29 protein-coding genes and 1 pseudogene are annotated in these 25,891 nt (G+C 63.6%); 17 read left to right on the forward strand and 13 right to left on the reverse strand.

What is annotated here, in order from left to right; genetic code table 11:
* Positions 1-89: 89 nt before the first annotated feature.
* The gene (locus EA795_RS10810) at positions 90-2,087 is read left to right on the forward strand and encodes a peptidase U32 family protein (RefSeq protein WP_122077196.1); all 1,998 of its coding nucleotides are present in this window, start codon (positions 90-92) and stop codon (positions 2,085-2,087) included.
* A gap of 59 nt (positions 2,088-2,146) precedes the next feature.
* Here EA795_RS10810 and EA795_RS10815 read toward each other — a convergent pair whose 3' ends face one another.
* Positions 2,147-2,584 carry a hypothetical protein gene (locus EA795_RS10815; protein ID WP_058077605.1) on the reverse strand — a complete coding sequence of 146 codons (438 nt, stop codon included), beginning with the start codon at positions 2,582-2,584 and terminating at the stop codon, positions 2,147-2,149.
* Positions 2,585-2,820: 236 nt separating this feature from the next.
* Here EA795_RS10815 and EA795_RS10820 point away from each other — a divergent pair, with 236 nt between their 5' ends.
* On the forward strand, positions 2,821-3,684 hold the full coding sequence (locus EA795_RS10820) for an SDR family oxidoreductase (protein WP_014853588.1): 864 nt from the start codon (positions 2,821-2,823) through the stop codon (positions 3,682-3,684).
* A gap of 67 nt (positions 3,685-3,751) precedes the next feature.
* On the opposite strand, the gene EA795_RS10825 is transcribed toward EA795_RS10820, so the two are convergent.
* Positions 3,752-4,096 (reverse strand): DUF72 domain-containing protein, encoded by a 345-nt coding sequence (locus tag EA795_RS10825; RefSeq protein ID WP_432813940.1) that lies wholly within the window; start codon positions 4,094-4,096, stop codon positions 3,752-3,754.
* Positions 4,097-4,294: 198 nt separating this feature from the next.
* A pseudogene (locus EA795_RS10830) lies at positions 4,295-4,750 on the reverse strand (DUF72 domain-containing protein); the annotation flags it as partial.
* Positions 4,751-4,929: 179 nt separating this feature from the next.
* On the opposite strand from EA795_RS10830, the gene EA795_RS10835 reads away from it, so the two are divergent.
* Entirely contained in the window at positions 4,930-7,368 is a 2,439-nt protein-coding gene (locus EA795_RS10835) for a helicase-related protein (protein WP_122077199.1), read from the forward strand.
* 92 nt (positions 7,369-7,460) lie between these two features.
* Here the strand turns inward: EA795_RS10835 and EA795_RS10840 are convergent, their stop codons facing one another.
* Positions 7,461-7,775: a hypothetical protein gene (locus EA795_RS10840; RefSeq protein WP_058077525.1), complete on the reverse strand. Its 315-nt coding sequence runs from the start codon at positions 7,773-7,775 to the stop codon at positions 7,461-7,463.
* 166 nt (positions 7,776-7,941) lie between these two features.
* Here EA795_RS10840 and EA795_RS10845 point away from each other — a divergent pair, with 166 nt between their 5' ends.
* The 5 genes from EA795_RS10845 (at position 7,942) to EA795_RS10865 (ending at position 13,261) form a co-directional block, all read left to right on the forward strand.
* Positions 7,942-8,364, forward strand: a complete 423-nt coding sequence (locus EA795_RS10845) for a DUF1810 domain-containing protein (RefSeq protein WP_058077526.1) — start codon at positions 7,942-7,944, stop codon at positions 8,362-8,364.
* Positions 8,365-8,521: 157 nt separating this feature from the next.
* Positions 8,522-10,033 carry a glycerol kinase GlpK gene (gene glpK / locus EA795_RS10850; protein WP_122077202.1) on the forward strand — a complete coding sequence of 504 codons (1,512 nt, stop codon included), beginning with the start codon at positions 8,522-8,524 and terminating at the stop codon, positions 10,031-10,033.
* A 136-nt stretch (positions 10,034-10,169) separates the two neighbouring features.
* The gene (locus tag EA795_RS10855) at positions 10,170-10,928 is read left to right on the forward strand and encodes a DeoR family transcriptional regulator (RefSeq protein ID WP_122077205.1); all 759 of its coding nucleotides are present in this window, start codon (positions 10,170-10,172) and stop codon (positions 10,926-10,928) included.
* Positions 10,929-11,207: 279 nt separating this feature from the next.
* Entirely contained in the window at positions 11,208-12,752 is a 1,545-nt protein-coding gene (gene glpD, locus EA795_RS10860; RefSeq protein ID WP_122077207.1) for a glycerol-3-phosphate dehydrogenase, read from the forward strand.
* Positions 12,753-12,979: 227 nt separating this feature from the next.
* Positions 12,980-13,261 (forward strand): peptidylprolyl isomerase, encoded by a 282-nt coding sequence (locus EA795_RS10865; protein WP_058074360.1) that lies wholly within the window; start codon positions 12,980-12,982, stop codon positions 13,259-13,261.
* An 85-nt stretch (positions 13,262-13,346) separates the two neighbouring features.
* Here EA795_RS10865 and EA795_RS10870 read toward each other — a convergent pair whose 3' ends face one another.
* Positions 13,347-14,954, reverse strand: a complete 1,608-nt coding sequence (locus EA795_RS10870) for a methyl-accepting chemotaxis protein (protein WP_122077210.1) — start codon at positions 14,952-14,954, stop codon at positions 13,347-13,349.
* Positions 14,955-15,263: 309 nt separating this feature from the next.
* On the opposite strand from EA795_RS10870, the gene EA795_RS10875 reads away from it, so the two are divergent.
* The 3 genes from EA795_RS10875 (at position 15,264) to EA795_RS10885 (ending at position 16,363) form a co-directional block, all read left to right on the forward strand.
* The gene (locus tag EA795_RS10875) at positions 15,264-15,635 is read left to right on the forward strand and encodes a SpoIIAA family protein (protein ID WP_122077213.1); all 372 of its coding nucleotides are present in this window, start codon (positions 15,264-15,266) and stop codon (positions 15,633-15,635) included.
* A gap of 111 nt (positions 15,636-15,746) precedes the next feature.
* A complete protein-coding gene (locus EA795_RS21695) occupies positions 15,747-15,833 on the forward strand; it encodes a small membrane protein YohP (protein WP_115028165.1) in 87 nt (28 codons plus the stop codon).
* A 62-nt stretch (positions 15,834-15,895) separates the two neighbouring features.
* A complete protein-coding gene (locus tag EA795_RS10885; RefSeq protein ID WP_122077216.1) occupies positions 15,896-16,363 on the forward strand; it encodes a DUF3597 domain-containing protein in 468 nt (155 codons plus the stop codon).
* Between the two features lie 140 nt (positions 16,364-16,503).
* Here the strand turns inward: EA795_RS10885 and EA795_RS10890 are convergent, their stop codons facing one another.
* From EA795_RS10890 to dgt, 5 genes are all read right to left on the reverse strand, one after another.
* A complete protein-coding gene (locus EA795_RS10890) occupies positions 16,504-17,337 on the reverse strand; it encodes an inositol monophosphatase family protein (protein ID WP_122077219.1) in 834 nt (277 codons plus the stop codon).
* 118 nt (positions 17,338-17,455) lie between these two features.
* Positions 17,456-17,704, reverse strand: coding sequence for a DUF2789 domain-containing protein (locus EA795_RS10895; RefSeq protein WP_014853601.1), 249 nt, complete (start codon positions 17,702-17,704; stop codon positions 17,456-17,458).
* Between the two features lie 107 nt (positions 17,705-17,811).
* Positions 17,812-18,072 (reverse strand): hypothetical protein, encoded by a 261-nt coding sequence (locus EA795_RS10900; protein ID WP_058077534.1) that lies wholly within the window; start codon positions 18,070-18,072, stop codon positions 17,812-17,814.
* A 270-nt stretch (positions 18,073-18,342) separates the two neighbouring features.
* Positions 18,343-18,756: an HPF/RaiA family ribosome-associated protein gene (locus tag EA795_RS10905; protein WP_014853603.1), complete on the reverse strand. Its 414-nt coding sequence runs from the start codon at positions 18,754-18,756 to the stop codon at positions 18,343-18,345.
* Between the two features lie 189 nt (positions 18,757-18,945).
* Complete coding sequence (gene dgt, locus EA795_RS10910) at positions 18,946-20,445, reverse strand: dGTPase (protein ID WP_122077221.1); 1,500 nt, start codon at positions 20,443-20,445, stop codon at positions 18,946-18,948.
* Positions 20,446-20,557: 112 nt separating this feature from the next.
* On the opposite strand from dgt, the gene EA795_RS10915 reads away from it, so the two are divergent.
* Positions 20,558-20,749, forward strand: coding sequence for a hypothetical protein (locus tag EA795_RS10915; RefSeq protein WP_058074354.1), 192 nt, complete (start codon positions 20,558-20,560; stop codon positions 20,747-20,749).
* Between the two features lie 9 nt (positions 20,750-20,758).
* Here EA795_RS10915 and EA795_RS10920 read toward each other — a convergent pair whose 3' ends face one another.
* Positions 20,759-21,655: an EamA family transporter gene (locus EA795_RS10920; protein WP_122077224.1), complete on the reverse strand. Its 897-nt coding sequence runs from the start codon at positions 21,653-21,655 to the stop codon at positions 20,759-20,761.
* A 244-nt stretch (positions 21,656-21,899) separates the two neighbouring features.
* Between EA795_RS10920 and EA795_RS10925 the strand changes: the two genes are divergently transcribed.
* Complete coding sequence (locus EA795_RS10925; RefSeq protein ID WP_058074352.1) at positions 21,900-22,604, forward strand: YebC/PmpR family DNA-binding transcriptional regulator; 705 nt, start codon at positions 21,900-21,902, stop codon at positions 22,602-22,604.
* Positions 22,605-22,647: 43 nt separating this feature from the next.
* Positions 22,648-22,992: a YajD family HNH nuclease gene (locus EA795_RS10930; protein ID WP_014853608.1), complete on the forward strand. Its 345-nt coding sequence runs from the start codon at positions 22,648-22,650 to the stop codon at positions 22,990-22,992.
* Between the two features lie 20 nt (positions 22,993-23,012).
* Here EA795_RS10930 and EA795_RS10935 read toward each other — a convergent pair whose 3' ends face one another.
* The gene (locus EA795_RS10935; protein WP_014853609.1) at positions 23,013-23,435 is read right to left on the reverse strand and encodes a universal stress protein; all 423 of its coding nucleotides are present in this window, start codon (positions 23,433-23,435) and stop codon (positions 23,013-23,015) included.
* A gap of 106 nt (positions 23,436-23,541) precedes the next feature.
* Here EA795_RS10935 and EA795_RS10940 point away from each other — a divergent pair, with 106 nt between their 5' ends.
* Positions 23,542-23,985 (forward strand): group II truncated hemoglobin, encoded by a 444-nt coding sequence (locus EA795_RS10940; protein WP_058074351.1) that lies wholly within the window; start codon positions 23,542-23,544, stop codon positions 23,983-23,985.
* Between the two features lie 4 nt (positions 23,986-23,989).
* Here EA795_RS10940 and EA795_RS10945 read toward each other — a convergent pair whose 3' ends face one another.
* Positions 23,990-24,427, reverse strand: coding sequence for a pyrimidine dimer DNA glycosylase/endonuclease V (locus tag EA795_RS10945; protein WP_014853611.1), 438 nt, complete (start codon positions 24,425-24,427; stop codon positions 23,990-23,992).
* A gap of 96 nt (positions 24,428-24,523) precedes the next feature.
* Here EA795_RS10945 and EA795_RS10950 point away from each other — a divergent pair, with 96 nt between their 5' ends.
* Both EA795_RS10950 and EA795_RS10955 read left to right on the forward strand, forming a co-directional pair.
* A complete protein-coding gene (locus EA795_RS10950) occupies positions 24,524-25,072 on the forward strand; it encodes a non-canonical purine NTP pyrophosphatase (RefSeq protein ID WP_014853612.1) in 549 nt (182 codons plus the stop codon).
* A gap of 9 nt (positions 25,073-25,081) precedes the next feature.
* Entirely contained in the window at positions 25,082-25,885 is an 804-nt protein-coding gene (locus tag EA795_RS10955) for an SIR2 family protein (RefSeq protein WP_014853613.1), read from the forward strand.
* Positions 25,886-25,891: the final 6 nt, after the last annotated feature.

The raw sequence follows: 25,891 nt of genomic DNA on the forward strand, positions 1-25,891 counted from the left end.
ACCCCAGACCACCACACAGCCGATGCAAAACCCAAACCCGTCCCAAGCCATTACAATGCTCCTTTTCGCCTTGCACCCGGTCCGCGCGCATGTCCCTACCCAAGCACCACCTCGAACTGCTGAGTCCCGCACGGGACGTCTCCATCGCGAAGGAGGCCATCCTGCATGGCGCCGATGCCGTGTACATCGGCGGGCCGAGTTTTGGCGCGCGGCACAATGCCGAGAACAGCGTCGAGGATATCGCCGGGCTGGTGGAATTCGCCCATCTGTTCCATGCGCGGGTGTTCGTCACGCTCAACACCATCCTCCACGACGACGAGCTGGAAGCCGCGCGCACGCTGATCCACCAGTTGCACGAGATCGGCGTCGACGCGCTGATCATCCAGGACATGGGCATCATGGAAATGGACCTGCCGCCCATCGAGATCCACGCCAGCACCCAGACCGACATCCGCACCCTGGAGCGGGCGAAGTTCCTCGACCAGGCCGGCTTCTCCCAGCTGGTGCTGGCGCGCGAGCTGAACCTGCAGGAAATCCGCGCCATCCACGAGCAGGTGGATTCGACCCTGGAATTCTTTATCCATGGCGCGCTGTGCGTGGCGTTCTCCGGGCAGTGCAACATCAGCCATGCGCAGACCGGGCGCAGCGCCAACCGCGGCGACTGCTCCCAGGCCTGCCGCCTGCCCTACACCCTGAAGGACGACCAGGGACGCGTGGTGGCCTTCGACAAGCACCTGCTGTCGATGAAGGACAACAACCAGAGCGCCAACCTGCGCGCGCTGGTGGAGGCCGGCGTGCGCTCGTTCAAGATCGAAGGCCGCTACAAGGATGTGAGCTACGTGAAGAACATCACCGCTTACTACCGCCAGCGCCTCGACGACATCCTCGAAGACCGCACCGACCTGGCTCGCGCCTCCAGCGGCCGCACCGAGCATTTCTTCGTGCCGGACCCGGACAAGACCTTCCACCGCGGCAGCACCGACTACTTCGTCACCGACCGCAAGATCGACATCGGCGCCTTCGATTCGCCGACCTTCACCGGCCTGCCGGTAGGCGAAGTGCTCAAGGTCGGCAAGCATGATTTCATCGCCCAGACCAGCGAGCCGCTGAGCAATGGCGATGGCCTCAATGTGCTGGTCAAGCGCGAGGTGGTGGGCTTTCGCGCCAGCGTGGTCGAGCCGCTGAAGGAACTCGAAGAAGACGGCGAAACCCGCTGGCAGTACCGTGTCGAGCCCAACGAGATGCCGGCAGCGCTCAAGCAGCTGCGACCGAACCATCCGCTCAATCGCAACCTGGACCACAACTGGCAGCAGGCGCTGTTGAAGACTTCCGCCGAACGTCGCGTGGGCGTGCGCTGGCTGGCGAAGTTGCGCGCGGACGGGCTGGAGCTGCACGTCACCAGCGAAGAAGGCGCCTATGCCACGGTGGCTCTGCCCGGCCCCTTCGGCGAGGCGAAGAAGCCCGAGCAGATGCCCGCCCAGATCACCGACCTGCTGCGCCAGCTGGGTACGACGATCTACCACGCCGAAGAGGTGGCAATCGACGCACCCCAGGCGTTCTTCATTCCCAACTCACAACTCAAGGCCCTGCGCCGCGAAGCCATCGAGGCGCTGACCGTCGCCCGCGAAGCCATGCGCCCACTCGGCAGCCGCAAGCCGGTCAGCGTGCCGCCGCCGGTATACCCCGAGTCGCATCTGTCGTTTCTTGCCAACGTCTACAACGAGAAGGCCCGGGCCTTCTACCACCGTTACGGCGTGCAGCTGATCGATGCGGCCTACGAGGCCCACGAGGAAACTGGCGAAGTGCCGGTGATGATCACCAAGCACTGCCTGCGCTTCTCCTTCAACCTCTGCCCCAAGCAGGCCAAGGGCGTCACCGGCGTGCGCACCAAGGTCGCGCCGATGCAGCTGGTGCACGGCGACGAGGTGCTGACGCTGAAGTTCGATTGCAAGCCCTGCGAGATGCATGTGATCGGCAAGATCAAGGGCAACATCCTCAACCTGCCGCAGCCGGGCAGCGCGGCCAGCGTGGTCGGGCAGATCAGCCCCGAGGACCTGATGAAGACCATTCGCCGGCCGCAGCGCTGACGAAATCTTTCACCGCAGCCGCTCCTCTCGGCGGGAGAGAAGCGGCGATGAAGGCGAGTTTATTCAGAGAAGTAGGCCTGCGCTCGCTCTACCTCGGCGGCGGTCGGCTTGTAGCTGGTCCACTGATCGCTCTCTTTCTTCTTGTAACGCACCACACCCTGAGCCACGTCGAACTCGTAGAACGGGTAGACCTCGCGCAGGTTGTAGAAGGCAGCCGGGGCGAAGAACAGGATGTCGGCGACCAGATAACCACTGTTGAACTTGAGCGGCATCAGCCCGTACATGGGCTCCATGCCTTCCTGCGTGGCACGGAAGCGGTACTGGCCGAAGCTGGTGGCCTTGTAGGTTTTGCTGACGGGGTTCTTCAGCACCAGCGGCGCGTCATTGTTGATCTTCACCGCGAGGCTCGGATCGCTGGAGCGTAGCGAGGTGGTAGCGGTACAGGCGGACAGCAGTACGGCGGTCAGTGGCACCACCAGCAGTTGTTTGAGTTTCATCATCTGTTCCCTCGTGAGTATTGGCGAACGGCGCCGATCGACTCCTGCGCTGGGAGCCGACGGCCATCCGTGGCGAGCGCGACTATAAGCCAGCAGGCCGCCTATGGCCATGTGCCACAAGCGGCCATCCAGCGCTTGTTGATCATCGTCAATTCACCTCACCGTTCAGCGTCCTGCCGAAACTTTCCTGCCCGGCATCAGCCGTACCTGTTGAATCCACTCTCACTGGAGCGCGTATGGCTTACCCGAAGATTCCTGCTCAGAAACAGGACCGTCAGCCCGGTCTGGAGCGCGAGATGCAGCCGCCGGCCGAGTTCATCCGCGACGGCTACGAAGGCAGCGGTAAGCTGGCCGGCAAGGTCGCGCTGGTCAGCGGCGGCGACAGTGGCATCGGCCGGGCGGCGGTGGTGCACTTCGCCCGCGAAGGCGCGGACGTGGCGATCATGTACCTCGACGAACACGAGGATGCCGAAGACGCCCGGCGCATGGTGGAAGCCGAGGGTCGACGCTGCCTGCTGCTGCCCGGCGATATCCGCGACAGCCGTTACTGCAACGGTGCGGTCGAACGCACCATCGCGACCTTCGGCCGGCTCGACGTGCTGGTCAACAACGCGGGGCGCCAGGTCGTGCAGAAACGGCTCGAGGACATCACCGACGAGCAGTGGCAGACGACGTTCGCCACCAACATCCATGGCTATTTCTACCTTACGCGCGCCGCCCTGCCCCACCTGAAGGCCGGTGCTTCGATCATCAACACCACCTCGATCAACTCGTTCATCGGCCACCCACTGCTGGTCGACTACACCGCGACCAAGGGCGCGATCGACGGCTTCACCCGTGCGCTTTCCCAGCAACTGATCGAGCGCGAGATACGCGTCAACCAGATCGCGCCCGGCCCCATCTGGACCCCGCTGCAACCGGCCACCATCGGCCGGTACGACCCGCAGATGCTCGAAGGTTTCGGCAGCCAGATGCCCATGGGCCGCTGCGGCCAGCCTTCCGAGCTGGGTCCGGCCTATGTCTATCTGGCGTGCGAGGACTCGTCCTATGTCAGCGGACAGACGATCCATATCAACGGTGGCAAGGTGGTGAACGGCTGAGATCGTGGCGTGTTCTTTGCGGCGACGTAACAGGTCGTTGAAACGTAGGTAGTTTTTCAACGGCCTGCTAATGCGCGCTGAGCAAACGCTGCATGTGCAGCGCATCGGCAACCGCCGCCCCGCTGGCCGTGTTGTCGAAGATGCACCAGGTATCGACGCCCTTCGGCGCTTCGACCAGGCGCTCGGTCAGGGAGGCGAGGCGGTCACCGCCATATGCGGAGTAGTAGATGCGCGGCGAACCGTGCAGGCGGTAATAACGAAACCCTGTCCAGCCGCCTGGCCTGGCCGCTTCGGCAAAGGGTGCCGGGTCGGCGGCGACGCGTGCGATGCGCGCCTGCTCTAGGGTCTGTTCCCGTTTCGTCGCAATCCGCGCTGCTGCGCCAAATGTCGCCCGGCAAGGCGCGGGACGCAGGCAATGGTTGCTCCCTTGCCAAGTCCCGCAACGCCGCCCGGCGACATTTGCCGCGCACCCCTTCGGGCCGGGCCTGTTTTTGCGCGATGCAGCGTTATTCGTCGTTCATGTGGAATGACCAAACCTCCCTCCTCATGCCTTGCCTCGCGCAAAAACAGGCTCCGGCGCGGACGCGTACGAAACGGGAACAGACCCTAACAGCGTTTCGGCGTCGAGCCAGCTGCGATGTCGGGGCTCGATGACGACCGGCCCCTCATGGCGCGCCCTCAGCGCCTCGACGAAGCGGGCAGCGCTGGCCGGGTCAAGGGCCAGCGACGGCGGCAACTGCAGCAACAGGCAACCCAGCTTCTCACCCAGCTCACCGCATTCGGACAGGAAACGCGCCAGCAGCTCGTCGCAGTCGACCAGCCGCCGCTCGTGAGTGATCTGCTTGGGCACCTTGACGCAGAAACGAAACGCCGCCGGCACGCTCTCGGCCCACTTCACATAGGTCGCAGGTCGGTGGGGACGGTAGAAGGAACTGTTGATCTCCACCGCCGCGAAACGGCCGGCGTAGCGTTGCAGCTGGCTGCCTTCGGAGGCAAAGGCCGCCCAGTGCTCGCGCGGAAGGCTCCAGCCGGCCGTGCCGAGAAATATCGGGCTATCGCTAATCATGTGCCAGGCTCCGTTCTCCCCGTTCGCGCGGGTTCGTATGAATGACCCTGACGGGCGCTTCGCTATCCGCCCGACTGACCGCCGGCACCTGGCAGGTGCAGGACGCAATCCATTGGTGATCGCATTTGCCTCCTCGATTGTCCAAACTCTCAGCTCAACTGATCAGTGAGGCGTCGATCATGCGCAGGGCCGAAGGTAAACACCGCAACACCATCAGCCTGGAGCGGCTGCAACGCTTCCTGGACTGGACCACCGAGCGCCATCCCGACTTCGTCCCGAAGAAGAAACACCCGGAAAAATGGTTCACCACCTACATCGGCCACCAGCCGCCGGAGATCGGTCGCGCCGCCCGGCTGTTCTGGCTGGGGCTGGACAAGGCAGCGGTCGACTCCGTGCTGCTGGCCGACGAGCCGGCCGGGCTGCTTGGCCGGCTGCTCAAGCGCGACCTGAACGAATTCAGCTGCAATGTCGATGTCCACGGCATCGAGAAAGCGTTCGACTGCGGCCCGGTACAGAACCTGCTGGAGCCCGAGCTGGCGCTGCGCATTCCCGACAGCACGTCGGCCGATGAATTCGAAGCCCATGTCCGCAGTGCCATCGAGGAGCTGGTCCTGAGCCGCCTGCGCATCCTGGAAAAGCCCTTCGCCAGCCTCGGTGAAGAGCAGAAGGCACGCATTCTCGACCGGGTGCCGCCCCGCCTGGCCCGGCTCGACGACTTCACCGCCAAGGCCGCCGACATCGTCAACGAGGTGATGCACGAGCTGCGCTATGTGGTGGAGCTGCGTCACGGCGAGCTCGCGCTGGACATGCAGCGGCGCATCCCGTCCGGCCAGGGCCATGTGCTCAGCACGCGGGAAGTGGCCGAACTCAAGGAAGAGGATCGCCAGGCGTTGGTCGCCAAGTTCGAGATGATGATCGAGGAAGCCGACGACTTCGACCTGCAGGTACTGGGCGAGAAGCGCCTGACCGAAGTCTTCATGATGGAGCCGAAGAAGCTGCGCCGCACCCTCCGCTTCGCCCGCCAGAACCACAAGGAAAAGATGGCCTTCGCGGTGCTGCTGGAGAACGACCCGCGCTTCATGCACTACCACAAGCTCTACGCGGCGCGGCGCATCACCCGTACCTGGACCGCCCTGCTCGGCCCCACCAACAGCGGCAAGACGCACCGGGCCATCGAGGCGATGACCAGCGTCGAGCGCGCCATCTACCTCTCGCCACTGCGGCTGATGGCGCTGGAGAACCAGGAGCGCATCGAGTCCATGGGCGTGCCCTGCTCGCTGGTCACCGGCGAGGAAGAGATCATTCGCGAGGGCGCCACCCATTTCTGCTGCACCGTCGAGGAGTTCGCCCGTTTTCGCCACCAGCACTGGGACGTGGTGGTGGTCGACGAAGTGCAGATGATGGCCGACTCGCAACGCGGCTGGGCCTGGGTCGATGCGCTGGTCAGCGCCTACACGCCGGAGCTGATGATGACCGGGCCGATGCTGATCCAGCCCTCGCTGAAGACGTTGTGCGACCTTTGCGAGGATCAGTTGGTGGTCAAGCGCACCAAGCGTCTGTCACCGGTGGAAGTGGCTCGCCGCGCCACCTCGCTCAAGCAACTGGACGAAGGCTCGATGCTGGTGGCCTTCAGCCGCAAGACGGTACTGGAACTCAAGGCGCTGCTGGAGATGACCGGCAAGAGCGTCTCGGTGGTCTACGGCGCGTTGTCGCCGGAAGTGCGCCGCGAGCAGGCCCGGCGTTTTCGCGAAGGCGAAGCGGATCTTATGGTGGCCACCGATGCGGTGGGCATGGGCCTCAACCTGCCGGCGCATACCCTGTGTTTCTACACGGATGAAAAATACGACGGCATCCAGAACCGCCAGCTCAGGGTGCAGGAGGTCAAGCAGATCGGCGGGCGCGCCGGGCGCTTCGGCCATCACGACAGCGGCACCATCACCGCGCTGGATGGCCAGACGCTGCAAGCGATCCGGCAGCTGTTCTACACCCCGGACCAGCCGGTGGACCTGTCGCAGTTCCAGGTGCGACCCTCCATCGAGCACCTGCAGGCCATCGCCGAACTGATGGGCGACCCCAGCCTGCTGCGCGCCTGGCTGACCTTCAACCGCAACATCAACTACGGCGCGGAATTCATCTCCATCCTGCCGGACGAGCTGGCCGAATGGATCAAGCTGATCGACGACCCGCAGATCGACCTGCGCCTACGCTGGATATTCGCCTGCACGCCGATCCGCGGCGGCCTCGACAGCCCGGCCGCTACCCACGCCCAGCAATGGCTGAAGAAGGTCGCGCAAGACAAGCCGGTCGAGCTGCCGCGCCTGTTCATCGAGGCCGACCTGGCCACCCTGGAAAGCACGCTGCACATCATCGAGACCTACCTGCACCTGGCTCGCACGCTGCCGGCGCACTTCCCCGCGCTGGAACAGGCCGAAGGACACCGCAGCCTGCTCAACGAGGCGATCACCCGCGAGCTGTCACGACGGCGCAAACCGCGTAGCTCGGACCGCCGGCGCGTATCGGGGGAATCCAGCAACTGCCAGAAGTGCGGCAAAGCGATGCCGGTGCTCAGCCGGCAGTTCCGCCTGTGCCAGGGCTGCTTTCGCAACCAGCGCCCGTAGGCCTGTTGCCGTTTCGTCGCGAGGGCGCGGCGCTCACATGGGCAAACTCGGTGCACACCGTCCCTTGGGAGCGCCGCCCCGGCGCGAAGCTTTTAGTACCGCCCTCCCCGGTATCCATGGCGTTCCACCACGACGTAGTGCTTGCGCGGGTAGCCGTGCTTCACCCCGCGCGGCGCATGTCGGGGATGGTGAAGGTGATACCTGGGTGGTGCTGGCCGGTGATGGTGACGCACGGTGTGATGGCGGTGGCGATCATCCGACGAATCCGCCAACACCGCGACCAGCACCGCACCGACCGCCGCGCCGGCCAGCACCGGAACCACGACGTTGCGGTCGGCGGCCGAGGCGGTTCCGGCAGCGACCAGACAACCGGCCAACAGGCCGACCTTGAGTATGCGACTGAACATGGGACTCTCCTTTCACGACAGGGGACATTCCCCGTCTCCATGAAACGCCGCCGCAGCGTCAGTTGCCGTCAGTCCGGTGTAAACGGAGGGTAAACGCGCACCGCCATGAACCCGATCTGCGCCAGCGAATCCGATGAGAACGCTCGATGTTCAAGGGGACGTTTGAATGCCTGACCTGCAACGCTTCGTCGATGCCCAACACCCCCTCTACGCGCGCGCCCTGGCGGAATTGCAGGCGGGGTACAAGCAGAGCCACTGGATGTGGTTCGTCTTCCCGCAGATCGCGGGTCTGGGCCATAGCGCCAGGGCCCAGCGCTACGCCATCGCCGATCGCGACGAGGCGCTCGCCTACCTGCGGCATCCACTGCTGGGGCCGCGACTGGATGAATGCGCGCGAGCACTGCTGCCGCACAGGGAGCGCACCGCACGGCAGATCCTCGGCTCGCCGGACGATCTCAAGCTGCGCTCGAGTATGACGCTGTTCGCGGCGGTGGCCCCCGAGCGGACCGTTTTCCAGCAAGTGCTGGATGCCTTCTATGGCGGCGAAGCCGATCGGGAAACGCTGATCAGGCTGCAAGCTGAAGAGTGAGCCGGGTTTCTTTGACAGGTCCCGTCCCGAACACTAAGTTTTCGATTCCGAACATTTTCGAACCCGCTATTCTGCTGAAGATGATCGCCGAGGCGCCTGGGGCGAGCGCTCCGTAAATCGATGTCAAAGCCCAAGAGGCTCGTCAAGGAATCTCATCATGAGCGACCCGAACAACAAGCAATTCATCGTCGCCCTCGACCAGGGCACCACCAGTTCCCGTGCCATCGTGCTGGACCGCAACGCCAACGTGGTCACCATCGCCCAGCGCGAATTCGCGCAGATCTACCCGCAGCCCAGTTGGGTCGAGCATGACCCCATGGAAATCTGGGCCACCCAGAGCGCCGTGTTCGTCGAGGCCCTGGCCCAGGCCGGCATCACCAACGAGCAGGTGGCGGCCATCGGCATCACCAACCAGCGCGAGACCACCATCGTCTGGGACAGGATCACCGGCCGCCCCATCTACAACGCCATCGTCTGGCAGAGCCGCCAGAGCACGTCGGTCTGCGATCAGCTCAAGCGTGACGGCTTGGAAGCGCACATCCGCCAGACCACCGGGCTGGTGATCGACCCCTATTTCTCCGGCACCAAGATCAAGTGGATTCTCGATCACGTCGAGGGCAGCCGCGAGCGTGCGCGGCGCGGCGAGTTGCTGTTCGGCACCGTCGACAGCTGGCTGATCTGGAAGATGACCCAGGGCAAGGCCCACGTCACCGACTACACCAACGCCTCGCGCACCCTGCTCTACGACATTCACAAGCTGGACTGGGACCCGGTCATGCTGCAGGCACTGGATATCCCGCGCGAGATGTTGCCGCAGGTGCGCTCGTCGTCGGAAATCTACGGCCACGCCTACCTGGGTTCGGGCCAGAGCACCGGCATTCCCATCGCGGGCATCGCCGGCGACCAGCAGGCCGCACTGTTCGGGCAGATGTGCGTCGAGCCGGGCCAGGCCAAGAACACCTATGGCACCGGCTGCTTCCTGCTGATGAACACCGGCGGCAAGGCGGTGCAGTCCCGGCACGGCCTGCTCACCACCATCGCCTGCGGCCCCCGGGGCGAAGTCCAGTATGCGCTGGAAGGCGCAATCTTCAACGGCGGTTCCACCGTGCAGTGGCTGCGCGACGAGTTGAAGGTGATCAACGATTCGCTCGATTCCGAATACTTCGCCACCAAGGTGCCGGACAGCAATGGCGTCTACCTGGTGCCCGCCTTCACCGGCCTCGGCGCGCCCTACTGGGACCCGCGTGCGCGCGGCGCGCTGTTCGGCCTGACCCGTGGCGTCAAGGTCGACCACATCATCCGCGCCGCGCTGGAATCCATCGCCTACCAGACCCGCGACGTCCTGGATGCCATGCAGCAGGACGCCGGCGAGCAGCTGCGCTCGCTGCGGGTGGACGGCGGCGCGGTGGCCAACAACTTCCTCATGCAGTTCCAGGCCGACCTGCTCGGCACCCGGGTCGAACGCCCGCGCATGAAGGAAACCACCGCACTGGGCGCCGCCTACCTGGCGGGTCTGGCGACCGGCTTCTGGAGCAGCCTGGAAGAGCTGCGCAGCAAGGCCAGCATCGAACGCGTCTTCGAACCCGCCTGCGACGACGACAGACGCGAAGCGCTCTACAAGGGCTGGAAGAAAGCCGTCAGCCGAACCCGCGACTGGGCGGAGGATTGACGCAAGCGGCACTGTCCATTGCCAACCCCGGCCCCGGCATGCCTTCGGGGCCGGGACCTGTTCGCAAACGAACAATTCTTTTATCGAGCGCCGGACTGCGGCATGCTTCCCGCCAGTCGACAACAAGGAAGCGCCCATGAACCTGGCCCCACGACAGCTGAGCATTCTCGAACTGGTGCGCGAACGCGGCTACGTCAGCATCGAGGAGCTGGCGCAGCAGTTCACGGTGACGCCACAGACCATCCGCCGCGACATCAACCAGCTCGGCGAGGCCGGCCTGCTGCGCCGCTACCACGGTGGCGCGGCCCACGATTCCAGCGTGCAGAACACCGCCTACACCCAGCGCGCCCGGCAGATGCGCGACGAGAAACGGCGCATCGCCGATGCCATGGCCACGCACATTCCCGATCAGGCGTCGCTGTTCATCAACATCGGCACCACCACCGAAGCCATCGCGCACGCCCTGCTCAACCATCGCGGCCTCAAGATCATCACCAACAACCTGCACGTGGCGAGCATCCTCAGCCCCAAGGAAGATTTCGATGTGCTGATCGCGGGCGGCAACGTGCGCAGCGACGGCGGCGTGGTCGGCCAGGCCACCGCCGACTTCATCAGCCAGTTCAAGGTCGACTTCGCCCTGATTGGCATCAGCGGTATCGACGAGGACGGCACCCTGCTGGATTTCGATTACCAGGAAGTCCGCGTGTCCCAGGCCATCATCGACAACGCACGCAAGGTCTACCTGGCGGCGGACTCGAGCAAGTTCGGCCGCAACGCCATGACGCGCCTCGGCTCGCTCGACCAGATCGACATGCTGTTCACCGAAGCCCAGCCGACGGAGGCTTTCAGAGAGCTGCTGGCCCGCCACGAAGTCAGGCTGGAAGTGACCGGCTGACACAACGCATCTGGGCTCGACTTCCAGTTCGCAACGCCTGCCTTCGCCGCGAGGGCGCGGCTCCCACGGATTTTCCGGGCACCATCACTTCGTGGGAGCCCCGATCTCGGGGCGAACGTGCTTGAGTGAACGCATGCCGTCTACGAACGCACCCGCCCGTTTGACCAGCCGCAATAGAAGCCAGATTTGTTTCGTTTATTTTCTTTAAGCATAAAAAGCGAAATCAAAACTCTGGCGAGTGGAATCTTCCCGCACTACGATGTTCACATTCGAAAATGAATGTTCGTAACCGAGGAGAATTCCGTGACCGATGCCGCCCGTGCCATCTCCGAGCTCTACGATATCGCCGTCATCGGCGGCGGGATCAACGGCACGGGCATCGCCGCCGATGCGGCCGGACGCGGACTTTCGGTATTCCTCTGCGAACGTGACGACCTTGCCAGCCACACCTCCTCCACCAGCAGCAAGCTGATCCACGGAGGGCTGCGCTACCTCGAACATTACGAGTTCCGCCTGGTCCGCGAAGCGCTGGCCGAACGCGAAGTGCTGCTGGCCAAGGCGCCGCACCTGGTCAAGCCGATGCGCTTCGTGCTGCCACATCGGCCGCACCTGCGCCCCGCGTGGATGATCCGGGCCGGCCTGTTCCTCTACGATAACCTCGGCAAACGCAGGAAGCTCCCCGCCTCGCGCAGCCTGCGCTTTGGCGACGACAGCCCGCTGAAGCCGGCGATCCGGCGCGGATTCGAATATTCCGACTGCTGGGTCGACGATGCGCGACTGGTAGTGCTCAACGCCATGGCCGCCCGCGAGAATGGTGCGCACATCCATACCCGCACCCAATGCCTGAGCGCCAGGCGTGCCGGCAGCATCTGGCACGTCGAGCTGCAGCGCGAAGACGGCACCCGTTTCGCCCTGCGCGCCAAGGCGCTGGTCAACGCCGCCGGCCCCTGGGTGGCGCAGTTCATCGACGATAACCTGCAGCAGCGCTCGCCGTACGGCATTCGCCTGATCCAGGGCAGCCATATCGTCGTGCCGCGACTGTACGAGGGCGAGCAGGCCTACATCATGCAGAACGAGGACCGCCGCATCGTCTTCGCCATCCCCTACATGGGCCGCTACACCATGATCGGCACCACCGACCGCGAACACCACGGCGACCCGGCACAAGCGCGCATCAGCGAGGAAGAGATCGCCTACCTGCTGGGTGTGGCCAACGCGCATTTCCGCAAGCAGCTGGAGCGCGAGGACATCCTGCATACATTCACCGGCGTGCGGCCGTTGTGTGACGACGAGTCGGACAACCCTTCGGTGATCACCCGTGACTACACCCTGTCCCTGTCGGCCGAACAGCACCAGGCGCCGCTGCTCTCGGTATTCGGCGGCAAGCTCACCACTTATCGCAAACTGGCCGAGGCGGCGCTGGTGCAACTCGCGCCCTTCTTCCCGAACATGGGCGGACGCTGGACGCGAACCGCACCACTGCCTGGCGGCGAAGACCTGAGCGGCCCCGATGCGCTGGCCGAAGAGCTGGTAGCGAAGATCGAGGGCATCGACCTGGCGCTGGCGCGGCGCTGGGCAAGCCTTTACGGCAGCCGGGTCTGGCACATGCTGGGCGAAGCGCGCGCGGTGAACGAGCTGGGCGAGCTGATAGGCCAGGACCTGTACACGCAGGAAGTGGATTATCTGCGCCATCAGGAATGGGCGACCCGCCCGGACGACATCCTCTGGCGCCGCACCAAGCTCGGCCTGGTCTTCACCGATCAGGAAACGGCCCGGCTGCAGCACTACCTCGCCATGACGAAGGCGAAGGAGCAGGCAGCCTAGTGGTCTGTCTGGTCAGTTCAGTTAGTCAATTTCGGCGCTCAGGGCTCCGATACGGCGTTGCTGCTCCTCGCCATAGCCCGCCAAACTTCTCTCATGCCTTGCCTCGCGTAAAAACAGGCGCCGGCGCGGCCACGCACGAAATGGCAACAGACCCTAGGCGACGCGGCATTTCGGATCGCATTCGATTGCGGTAGGCTCGACGACTTCTCAAGACGGAGTATTACCCCATGGCCCGAGCCACCGCCCGCCACATCCTGGTTCCCACCGAAGCTAAGTGCAACGAGCTGAAAGCTGCCATCGAAGGCGGCGCCGATTTCGCCCAGGTCGCCAAGGACAACTCCACCTGCCCGTCCAGCCGCCAGGGCGGTGACCTGGGCTCGTTCGGCCCCGGCCAGATGGTCAAGGAGTTCGACACCGTGGTATTCAGCGCGCCGCTCAACGTCGTGCAGGGTCCGGTGAAGACCCAGTTCGGCTACCACCTGCTGGAAGTCACCAGCCGCCAGGACTGATGCCGCTCCCCCGCGTTCGGACGCGGGGGATGTTTTCCCGCTTATCTCTCATCGTTCGGCCTGAACAGGCCAAGCCAGCGCCCTCTCACGCCTCCAGGCGGAAACGCCCGGTCAGACGCTTCAGGCCATTCATGCTCTGCATGATGGTCGTGCCGGAACGCGCGGTGTCCTGCGTTACCGTGGCGGCCTGATCCGCCACCTGGGCGATACGCGTCAGCGAGCAATTCATCTCCTCGGCCACCTGCGACTGTTCTTCCGCCGCCGTGGCGATCTGGTTGGTCATGCCGCGTATGGTGAGCACCGCGCCGACGATCTGGCGCAGCGCATCCTGCGTAGCCTCGATCCGCGACAGCGTCTCGCCGCTGCTCTGGCGCGACGCATCCATGGCTTCGCCGGCCTGAACCGCCTGGCTCTGCAGCCGCTCGACCAGCACTTCCACCTCCTTGGCCGAAGCTTGCGTGCGGCTGGCGAGGTTGCGTACCTCGTCGGCCACCACCGCAAAACCACGCCCCTGCTCGCCGGCTCGGGCCGCCTCGATGGCCGCGTTCAGCGCCAGCAGGTTGGTCTGTTCGGCGATGCCACTGATGACGCTCAGCACCTTGCCGATTTCGTGACTATCGACGACCAGCCGCTGCATCACGCCCGACAGCCCCTCGACGTGGCTACCGAGCGTACGGATGGCGTCGACCGACTCGCTCATCACGGCACTGCCCCTGCTGGTCTCGTGCTCGGCCAGGTCGGCTGCGCTGGCCGCCTCCACGGTGCTGCGCGCAACTTCCTGGGAAGTCGCCAGCATCTCGTTCATGGCGGTAGCGACCTGACCGATCTCGGCCTGCTGCCCTTCCACGTTGCGAGCACTGTCGTCGGCCAGGCTGGCCATGCGCGCGCATTGGCCATCGGCCTCGTCGGCAGCCTGCCGCACCCCGCGGATCATCTCGCCCACCTGCCCCAGCAAACGGTTGTAGGCGGTGGTGATCATGCCCATTTCGTCATCGGCGTAACGCACCTGAATCGGCGAGGAGAAATCACCCTGGCTGACCTTTTCCAGGCGTCCGCGCAATTCGTCGATCTGCTGCATCAACCAGTTCATCCCGGCGATACGCCCGAGGATCACCAGCAGGAGGATCGACAGCGTCGAGGCCATCGCCACCCAGAGCTGCTGCGCGGAGCTACGGTTGGTTTCGGCGGCGATCAACGTCACCACCTCATTGCTCGCCGCGAGGATGGCCTCGGCGTCGGCCGCCAGAGCAGCAAGATCGACGGCGGTATTCGTAGACCGCCCCGCCGCGAGTGCAATCACCGCCGGGCGATAACGCTGCCAGATCTGATCGACGCGCTGCAGGTGCGGCCTGGCCGCGGGCAGCTTCACCGGTGCGATGTTCCTGGCCGCATCGCCTTGCATCAGCAGACGATGGGACGTCTCGAAGCTCCGCACGGTTGCCTCCACATCACTCGGCGAGCCCACGCCCTGGGCAGCCAGCAGCGCTTCCTTGACCATCTTCTGGCTGAGCATTCGCTGGGCACCAGCCATGTCGAGCTGGGAGGCATCCTTGCTGGACAGGAACAACACCCCGGCGGTGATCGCCGCGCAAAGAAAAATCAGGCTGTAGGAAAAGAAGAACTGAAGATTGATGGTGCGCAGGCCAATGCCGCGCAACAGGGTCTGGATCGCGTTCGCCAGGGTACTGGTCATGGAGATCGTCCGTTAGCCGAATAGAAAGAGCGCGCCATAGCCGTGAACAACCTTCATCGGCATGGCGCCGTTATCTCTTTCTCGGCCTGTAGAGGATGATCCTTAGACCGTTCGTCCATTCTTAACCAATTGATTCATAAAGAAATTTTTCCTATTAGCGGATAATCACAAACATCCTTGACGTGTTTTGACCCACGTCAATCAAATGGACCTAAGAAGTTATTTTTCCAGCTGAACACCCCACCAGACGCTATGGTCAACGAAGTGCAGGACTGATTGCCCGCCCCACCCTGATAGAGGAGCGATGTGATGTTCCAGGTAACACGCATAGGCGACAAACGCATCGACGTGGATTTCTCCGGCAAGCTCGACAGCAACGACATGCGCTTCGCGCTGGATGAGTTGATGCTCAAATCCGAGGGCATTTCCCACGGACAGATGCTCTATCGAATCGGCGATTTCGACATGCCCACGCTGGGCGCCGTGGGCGTCGAGCTGTCGCGCATCCCCGAACTGTTCCGTTTCGTCCGACGCTTCGATCGCTGCGCGGTCGTCGCGGGCAAGGAATGGGTCCGGCGGGCCAGCGAGATCGAGGGCATCATGATCCCCGGGCTGACGATCAAGGCGTTCGACCTGCATGAGGTGGAACAGGCGCATCAGTGGCTCGAGGCCCGATCCTAGGGTCTAGGGCCCCCAGGACCTTGACGCGCCGTCGCTCATCGATCGCCACGCTGAACGATGCCTTCTGCTGCCAGTCCCAGATAGTGAACCCAATGCACAGGAGTCATCGCCATGCTGAAGTTCATCGGTAGCACGGTCGGCATCATCTTCCTGATCGGCCTGCTGGTCGTCATCGGTCTGTTCATGCTGATTTTCTGAACGAGCCGATTGCAGGCCACACGGGTCCAATGCGGACCCACCACAACTCGAGGAATCGCAAAATGGGCCTGTTCGACAAGATCAAAGAGAAACTGGGGATGGGCGGCGTCAGCAACGAGGCGCACAAACCTGTCGATCCAACCACTACACCCAATCAGCATGCCACCGACACCGTGGTCGACTCGCAGCGGCCCACGGCCGCTCACAACGCCACGACCACACCGCCGGGTAGCGCACCGCTGACAGGCACGACGGCCGCAAACGTCAGTGCCGTGGACGTGCCGGCGAAGCTCGACGGCATGGCGGCCGCTCATTCCGAGCAGTTGAACTGGCGCACTTCCATCGTCGACCTGCTCAAGCTGCTGGGACTCGACAGCAGCCTGGAAGCGCGCAAGCAGCTGGCCACCGAACTCGGCTGCCCGCAGGAGCAGATGGGCGACTCGGCGGCGATGAACATGTGGCTGCACAAGGCCGTCATGCATCAGCTCGCCGAACATGGCGGGACGGTGCCGCCGGAGTTGCGCATCTGAGCTGTTGAGCCGTGAGCCTCTATGCCTGCCTTCGCTCCGAGGGTGCGGCTCCCACACGAGCGATGCGTGACTCGTGGGAGCCCCGCCCTCGGGGCGAAGCTTTTGAAGCTGCATCTGAATACACCGGCTCCGAACCAGGCTTAATCGACGGCGCCATCCAGTGACGGGCCAATCAACGCCGCCAATTGGTCATAAACACCCGGGCAGGCGACCAGGTACGGATTGCCCCGCAGCAACCCGTCATCGCGAAAGAAGTCGTTGACCAGCCCACCCGCTTCCCTGACCAGCACCAGGCCGGCCAGACAATCCCAGCTTTTCAGGTTGGTCTCGTAGTAGCCGATCAACCGTCCCGCCGCCACATAGGCGGTCATCAGCGCGCCGGAACCGTTACGCAGAAACATCCCGCCCTCGCCCAGCAGGCCTTGCAGAAAAGGAATGAAATGCTGCTTGCCGCGCGGGTGAAAAGTGCCGGTGCCGGTCAGCCCCTCTCGTACATGCTGTGCCGCACTCACAGCCAGCGGCACATCGTTGACGAACGCACCGCGCCCCAGGCAGCCATGGAAGAGTTCGTCATGATTGGGGTCGGCGATGGCGCCCAGATAAGGTTCGCCATCGATCAGCAGGCCGATCGACACGCACCAGTTGTGCAGTCCGTTGAGAAAGCAGGCAGTTCCGTCTATCGGGTCGATCACCCACACGCAGCGCGCCGCGAGCGCGGCCGAGCCGCTTTCCTCGCCGAGAAAGCCATCCTCGGGAAAATGCGCCGACAGCTGGTGGCGGATGAACTGCTCGATCTCCTTGTCGGCGAGGCTGACGACATCCTGCGGGTCGCCTTTATGCTCGACTACCAGCGCGTTGCGATCGCGGTAGTAATTCATGCCCATGCGCGCCGCCTCCAGCGCGACGCGCCTGGCGAAGGCGTAACGGGCATCGATGTCCAGGCCGTCTTGCGCGGTGGGCGGGGTCGTGGTCATGGGTGATCCTTGGTTTGGCCAGTGGGGAAACGCGACCCCGCCGGCAAATGCCGGTCAGGGATACGCTGGCCACGAAGCTTACCGGCTATGCCGTTACCGGGCGAAGCGGCCTGCGCCATCAGGCCGTATGGGGCGTTTCGTGCAGCCGTACGTTGAGCTCATCGACGATCGGCGCCCAGTCGGCATCCTCGATCCATTCCTGCTCGAAGAAGGTACGCTGCGATTCGTTCCAGAAGGGGGCTTCGGCAAGCTTCATGTGCTCCGGTAGCGGAGCATGGCTGGCGATGAAGGCGTCGATACTGGCGGGATCCGAAGGCATTCCCAGTTGCTCGAAAAGGGTACCGAGATCTTTGTTGGGCAGTTCCATGGCAGGCTCCATCAGGTGGCGGGCGGATGCCGCACCGCCTGGCAGCGGTACGGCATGTCCTGAGTAGAGCCGCCGCGGGCAGCGACAGTTCCCCGGAGCTGTCGCCCCTATGCCGCCTGGTCGAAAAGCGGCCTGCCATGATCGAGGCACTGATCCACCAGCCATTTGCCATGGGCGATGGACGCGCGCTGGGCCTGGTCCAGCTCGGCCATGAAGGCATGCCCCACCGGAAGCGGCAGGCGCCGTGTCTGGTTGCCATTCGGATCGGCAATACGGCAGCCGCCGGCCCAGGGCGTCGGGCTGCCGGGATGTTCCATGACGGCGGCCGAAATGACGTGGCCGCGGTATTCGCATTGCATCAAGCTCATGATTCACCTCCTTACCGAAGGCAGCTATCAGACGGCGAAGCGATACCTGCCTGGTTTCCCGTTGCTTTCTCCCCTGTGAGCGCGCGCGGATACTCGGCGCTCATGCCAATTCGGGTCGATTGTGTATAGCACAGTGAAAACCGCGACAGCATGCCGGTGGTCGAGTGCGAAGGTGGGGAGCGAAGCGCCCGATCTAGCAGAGGGCGAAAGGAAAGCGGGAGCGACTGGGCGCTCCCGCATGCATGGGCAGGGTCTGTTGCCGTTACAGGATCAGGACGAGCGCAGTTGCTCGTCAGCCAGGAAATCTTCCTCCAGCAGCGCGTCCTGGCCTTCGACGGCCTCCTCCGCAACGGGCGCGGGACCGGTGACACGCTTGCTGCGCAGCTTGCCGAATTGATGGTTCAGGGCATTGCCCAGCTTGTCGATGGCACCCTCCACGGCCAGGTCGAGCGATTCGGCCTTGTGGGTGACGGAAATGGGTTGCAGCCCCTTCGGCCGCGCTTCGATCTGGCAGCGCTTGTCCTGCGAGCCTGCCTTGATTCCGTTTTCGTCATTGAGGTGCACGACAACGCGGGTGATTTCATCATCGAAACGGTCGAGCTTGTCGGCGACGCTGGCGCTTACCCACTCTACGAGCCGGGCACTTCCTTCAATGTGGTTATCGCTGTGGACTTGAATCTGCATAAACGTCTTTCCTTCTGCATATTCCTGGGTCACACCGCTTTGCTCAAACGGCAACCCTAGATAGCCACTAATGGAAGTTTTAAGCAAGCCCGGCAGTTTGGTCCCCTCGCGACATTTCCCCGCAGGCTGTGAGCCGGCAGCGTGCCGCTTTCAACCCAGCTGCGCACTGGCACCTTTCGGTCGATCCGCTCAGCGCTGCGCCGACAAGGTGCGGTACTCGTCCTGGGCATGCTGATCGGTCATGCCGCTGATGAAGTCCTGAAGCATCCGACTGCGGTAGTAGAACTCCCACAAAGGTTGCTCGGACGAGTTTTCGGGAATCTTCTTCAGCGCCTCGTGGTAGGCCTTGACCAGTTGGCTGGGCAGGCGCCGGGCGAGCATCTGCAGGTGCGGCTCGCGGCGACAGTGGCCTTCGGTCAGCTCATGGAAGGTCGCCGGGCTGGTGCGCAGCAGTGGCGCATAGGCGTCCAGGAGTCCTTGCAGGATGCGATAGCCCTGCAGCTGTAGCGTCTCCACTTCGCGATGACAGAACACCCTGTCCATCGCCACGTCCTTGAAGGTCTGCACGATCGCGTTGGGCAGGCTGGCATCTTCCAGCAAGGCACGATCCAGGGTGCCGTGATAGACCGCCTCGATGTTGTCGATGAACTGCTGGGCGGCGTGCTGCACCAGCGGGTGGACCAGGGTCACCCGCAGCCAGATGAAGAATTCGCCCACCTTGTTGATGGGCTCCTTCGCCGCCCGCTCCAGCGCGTAGTTCACCATGCTGCGGAAGCTGCGATTGGGACCGGCGATCGCCTCGTCGGGCGAGCCGTGATCGGCGAACTTGTCGAGCAGCAGTTGCGCCAGTTGCTCGATGCTGAAGATTCCCTTCTCCACCGAATCCTCGATATCGGCCAGGCAGTAAGCGATGTCGTCCGCGGCTTCCATGATGTAGGCCAGCGGATGCCGGGTGCCGGGCGGCAGATCGAGCGCGCGGCGCAGGTCGTCGATGAAGGGCTCTTCGGACAGGTAGAAACCCGGTTTCTTGTGCAGATAGGCTCCAAGGCTGCCCTTCTCGGGCCGCGGCGCATAGGCGGCCCGCACGTACTTGAGCAATCCGGCGGTCTGGGTATAGGTCAGATTCAGGCGTTGCAGGGTCACCACCAGGCGAATGCCCTGGGCGTTGCCCTCGAAGCGCTTGAGGTCGGTCAGCATGCGCTGGCGCAACGCGGCATCCCCTTGGTCTGCCGGCACGGCGCTGGCGAAAAGCTCATCGAGCGAACGCTCGAACCATTCGCCGATGGCGAACTCGCCGAAGTGGCCGAACGGGGGATTGCCGATGTCGTGCATCAGGCAGGCCATTTCCACCAGGCTTTCCAGCGCGCCTTCGAGACCGTCCAGGCCATGGTCGCTGGCGCTGTTGCCCAGCTGCTTGTAGAGCGTGCGAACGATGAAACGACCGGCCTGCTGCACTTCCAATGAATGAGTCAGGCGACTGCGCACCGCCGCGTTGCGCTCCAGCGGGAATACCTGGGTCTTCTGTTGCAGCCGGCGCACGGCGGCCGAATGCATGATGCGACCTCGGTCGCTTTCCAGCTGGTCGATCACCGCCTGCAGGTTGCCGTCCGATGCGCGCATACCCGGCTCCGAACGACCGTAAGGCCGCTGGCGGGATATCTTGTCCTTGAAGTTCACAGGCCCGGGCATGAGTTCGCACTCGTCGATGAAGAGAACCGGAGCCTAACGCGGGCTGGCGGGTTTACCAAGATTGCTCCGCTGCGAGTGGCTTAGAATCGCCTGTCACAATCAGGAATTTGCCATGAGCCGCTTCGACTTTCACCAGCAACACGCCGAGCGCGCCCGCAGCGAGGCACAGCGCCTGTTCGACCAACGCGAAGTGTTGGGCAGCCGCTGGCTGACCTGGGTCGCCGCCGAGCTTTATCAGCTGTCCCCACCGGAATATGCGGCCATGGTGCGCCGCGAGCTGCAACGCCTGAATGCAGGTGACTGATGACCCGCCTCAGATCGACGAGTGGCCCAGCGCCGTGCGCATCCGCCCCAGCAACCAGCCGCCGCCGACGTTGATCACCAACCCCAGCATCACCAGCAGCGCGCCGAAGGTCTGCAGCAGCCCCAGGTGCTCGTCGAGCAGCAGGGCCGCCGAGGTAAGCCCCACCACCGGTACCAGCAACGAGAACGGTGCCACGGTTCCGGCCGGATAGCGCGACAGCAACCGGCTCCACAGGCCGTAGCCGAGAATGGTCGCGCCGAAGGAGAGATAGGCCAGCACCAGGATCGAATCCAGTCCGATGCCCCGCAGGGCCGTCTCGATGCGTACCGGCCCTTCCAGCAGCCAGGAAAGGGCGAGAAATGGCAGTGGCGGAATCAGACTGCCCCAGACTACCAACCCCACCAGATTCACCTTGCCCACCTTGCGCGTGACGATATTGCCCAGCGCCCACATCGAGGCCGCACAGATGGTCAGCACGAAACCGGCCAGGGTCATGCTGCGGTCGCCCTGCAGGCCGATCAACAGTAAACCGCCCGCAGCGATCAGCAGCCCGATCAGGTTGCTCGCGCGCAGGCGCTCACCCAGGAACAGCGCCGCGAAGAACAGCGTGAAGAACGCCTGGGATTGCAGCACCAGCGAGGCCAGCCCGGCGGGCATGCCGACGTTCATCGCGTAGAAGAGAAAGGCGAACTGGCCCAGGGAAATCGTCGCGCCGTAGGCGAACAGCCAGCGCAGCGGCAACTGCGGGCGCCGGATGAAGAATACCGCCGGAAAGGCCGCCAGCATGAAACGCAGGGCGCCCAGCAGCATCGGCGGGATATCCTCCAGGCCGACCTTGATCACCACGAAGTTCATGCCCCAGACGACGATCACCACCAGGGCCAGCAACAGGTCTTTGGGCGACATGGCAAAGCGTTCCGGATAAAGGATTCATTAGAACCGAGCGCGACCCACTTGCACTCGTACAGCCGACAGCGGATTCGGTCATACAGTTGCCGGTGTCGCTACCATGCTCGGCAATCCCGACCAGGGTCTGTTCCCGTTTCGTACGCGTCCGCGCCGGGAACAGCCCCTCCATCATCATCGCGCGCCGTGCCAGCGACCGCCGCAACAGCTAAAATCCCCTTCTGAACGAACCAAGAGAGCAGCCATGGGCGCACAGTGGAAAGCGAAGCATAAAGAAGCGGCAGCCAACGCCAAGGGACGTACCTTCGGCAAGCTGTCGAAAGAGATCATGATCGCCGCGCGCAGCGGTGCCGATCCGGACATGAACCCGCGCCTGCGCCTGGTGGTGGAGCAGGCGAAGAAGGCCTCGATGCCGCGCGAAACGCTGGAACGTGCGATCAAGAAAGGCGCCGGCCTGCTGGGTGAAAGCGTCCATTACGAACGCACCACCTACGAAGGTTTCGCCCCGCATCAGGTGCCGCTGATCGTCGAGTGCCTGACGGACAACATCAACCGCACCGTGGCCGAGATCCGCGTGCTGTTTCGCAAGGGCCAGCTCGGTGCTTCCGGTTCGGTCGCCTGGGATTTCGACCACTGCGGCATGATCGAAGCGGCGCCGAGCACGGCAGATGCCGATCCGGAACTGGCCGCCATCGAGGCCGGCGCGCAGGATTTCGAAGCGGGTGAAGACGGAACCACACTGTTCGTCAGCGATCCTGCCGACCTGGACGTGGTCTGCCGTGCGCTACCCGAGTTCGGCTTCAGCGTGCAGTCGGCACAGCTGGGCTATCGGCCGAAGAATCCGGTCACGACCCTGTCCGCGGCACAGCTCGAGGAAGTCGAAGCCTTTCTCGCCGCCATCGACGCCCATGACGATGTGCAGAACCTGTACGTAGGGTTGGCCGGTTGAGGCCGACGCCCATCATTCGACGAATCGGGAGCAGGTCACGACGATGAGTACCCAGAAGCCCAACACCCCCTACGCCCAGCGCGAACAGGGTTATCGCGAAAAGGCGCTGAAGATGTACCCCTGGGTCTGCGGACGTTGTGCCCGCGAGTTCTCGGGCAAGCGACTCAGCGAGCTGACGGTCCATCACAAGGACCACAACCACGACAACAACCCCGAAGACGGCTCGAACTGGGAGCTGCTCTGCCTGTATTGCCACGACAACGAGCACTCGCGCTATACCGACAACCAGTACCAGGCCGAAGCCAGGCCCGGCAGCGACCTGGGCCCGAAGGAAACCTTCAAAGCCTTCGCCAACCTGGCCGATCTGCTCAAGGGCAAGCCCGACTGAGCCCGCCCTTCGCGTGCCGGTCACTTCACCAGCAGTACCGGCACCGAGACCTCATGAATCACCCGAGTGGCCACCGAGCCCAGCAGCAATCCACCGAAGCTGCCCAGGCCACGTGTGCCCATGACGACGGTATCGCAACCCAACCGCTTCACGGCCTCGTTGACCTGTTCGGCCACATTGCCCAGCACCGCGTGGGTCTGATGCGCGATACCTGCGGCCTGTAGCGCATCGGCCGCCTCTGCCAGCACGTTGCGCGATTTGGTCAGCAGGCTGTTGTTGAGCTCCTCGAGCATGTTGGCCGTCACGTATTCCCCATAGATCACCGGCTCGTGCTGCACGTTGACGACATGCACCTCGACAGGAGGCGTGTCGAGATCGATCAGGTATTGCACGGCTCGTTTCGAGTTTTCGGAACCGTCAAAGGCGAGCAGAATCTTGCGCATTTTCAATCTCCTGTATGCTTTGCCACCAGCATAGACCACGGCCCCCGCGGTCTGTCAGCGTCAGAATGACTCAGCCAGTGCGTCAGATATCGCCAAAGGCATCACGATGAATACACCCAGCCAACCATTGTTCGGCGTCGGCGACGCTTCCTACCAGGCAGCCGGAGGCAGCGCCGGCATCGAACGCCTGGTCGCGGACTTCTACCGCATCATGGATGAATCCGAGGCCGCGCAAGGCGTGCGCAGCATGTACCCCGAAGACCTGACGCTGGCCCGCGAAAAGCTGGCCGCCTTTCTCAGCGGCTGGCTGGGCGGGCCGCGCCGCTATGCCGAGAAATTCGGCAGCATCAGTATTCCGCAATTCCATACCCGCTGGCCGGTCGGCGAGGCCGAGCGGGACGCCTGGCTGGATTGCATGCAGCGGGCCATCGCCCTGCAGCCGTACTCGCCGGCGTTCGCCGACTATCTGCTGACCCAGCTGCGCGTACCGGCCGAGCGTATTCGCCAGGCGGGTCTGGCGATACGGCCTCCTGCGCGGCCTACGGACTGAGTCGTCAGTCCGGCGGCGTCACTATCTCCCATTCCGCCACGCCTCCTTCGACGACCCGGAACAACGGGTGCGGCCGCGGATCACCGTACGCCAGCGCCGGCATCTTCGCAGGCTCGCGCACGGCCAGCTTGGCCAGCAGATGCCGGGTTTCGTAATCGAGCTGACCACGGTTCACCGGCATGGGCTGCGCCTGTTCGACCCGACCGATCTTGCTGGCATCGAAACGGTAGCCACGGGCCGTGGCCTCGGCATGCACCTCGGCCAGATAGGCCGCGATCTGCGACGACGGATCATCGCATTGCCGGAAGCGACGCAGTTGAGGGTGGTTGCGGTAACCACGCGTCAGATCGGCCAGCACGGCCTGGGCCAGCAGTGCCTCGCGCCACAGCGCAACCAGCCCTTTGCTGTCCAGGTACCTGGGATGTAGTGACCAGAGTCGCATCGAATCTCCTTCTACCGAACCGATGAGCCCGGCGCACGTCTATCCAAGCATGGCTTGCCGCATCCATACACAGGGCAGCCGATACTCGGGATCTGCATGAAAATCCGTTTCGCCTCGGTCAATCAACAGAAAATTTCCGAAGTCCGGGACATCCTCGAACCAAGCGGCATCGAGATTCTGCCCTTTCCGGTCAAGATCGAGGAGATGCGTACCGAAGACCTGCAGCAGCTGGTGAGCGACAAGCTGCTGGTGGCATTCAAGCTGATCGGCAAACCGGTCTTCGTCGAGCATACCGCGCTCTACGTGAACAGCCTGAACGGTTTTCCCGGCGGCTTGACGCAGGCCTTCTGGGAACGGTTGCAGGCAGCGGGGTTCTGCAAGCTGATCGGCGGGCTGGATGATCCATCCGCGATAGCCAGGACGCTGATCGGCTATTGCGATGGCCGCAAGCGGCACTTCTTCGAAGGCTCGGTAAGCGGGCGGATCGCGCGCCAACCGGCCGGCGTCCATGGGTTCGAATGGGACAACGTATTCATTCCCGACGGCCACTCGGAGACCTTCGCGGAACTGGGCGAGCGAAAGAACGGCATATCCATGCGCAAGCAGGCGCTCGACGAATTCGTCGCCTTTCTGCGGGCACAGTGAGGACAACCGATGGACAAGCTCAGAGAAGCGTACCGAAACAATCGGCTGATTCTCTTCGTGGGTTCCGGTGTCTCGGCGAATATCGGGCTGCCGCCCTGGCGCGAGCTGATCGACGAGATCGCCACGCAGCTGGACTACGATCCGGAAGTCTTCGATACCTACGGCAATTTTCTCGCCCTGGCCGAGTACTACCGTATCCGCAAGGGCAACATCGGCCCGCTGCGCAGCTGGATGGATCGCGAATGGCATCGCGACATCGAGATCCGCAACTCGGAGATCCATCGCCTGATCGTCCAGGGCCGTTTTCCGGCGATCTACACCACCAACTACGACCGCTGGCTGGAAAACGCCCACGATGCTCACGGGGTCGATTACATCAAGATCGCCAACGCCAGCGATCTGGTGAAGGCGCAGACCGGCGTGCGGCAGATCGTCAAGTTTCACGGCGATTTCGATGACGACGACTCCATCGTGCTCGACGAAACCAGCTACTACGAGCGACTGCAATTCGAGACGCCACTGGACATCAAGCTGCGCGCCGATACCCTGAGCAAGGCCGTGCTGTTCATCGGCTACAGCCTTTCCGATACCAACATCCGCTTGCTGTTCTACAAACTGTCGAAGATGTGGAACGAGCGGGAAACCAAGGGTGTGCGACCCATTTCCTACGTGTTCTCGCACAAGCCCAACCCCGTGCAGCAGGAAATCCTCAGCCAGTGGGGCATACGCATGATCGCCTCCGAGGACGACCAGCCGGGCCTGGCGCTGCAACGCTTTCTCGAAGACCTGGTCGAGGGCGACATCAAGCCCTGAAGTCCA

Source organism: Stutzerimonas nitrititolerans (assembly GCF_003696285.1).
GTDB lineage: Bacteria > Pseudomonadota > Gammaproteobacteria > Pseudomonadales > Pseudomonadaceae > Stutzerimonas > Stutzerimonas nitrititolerans.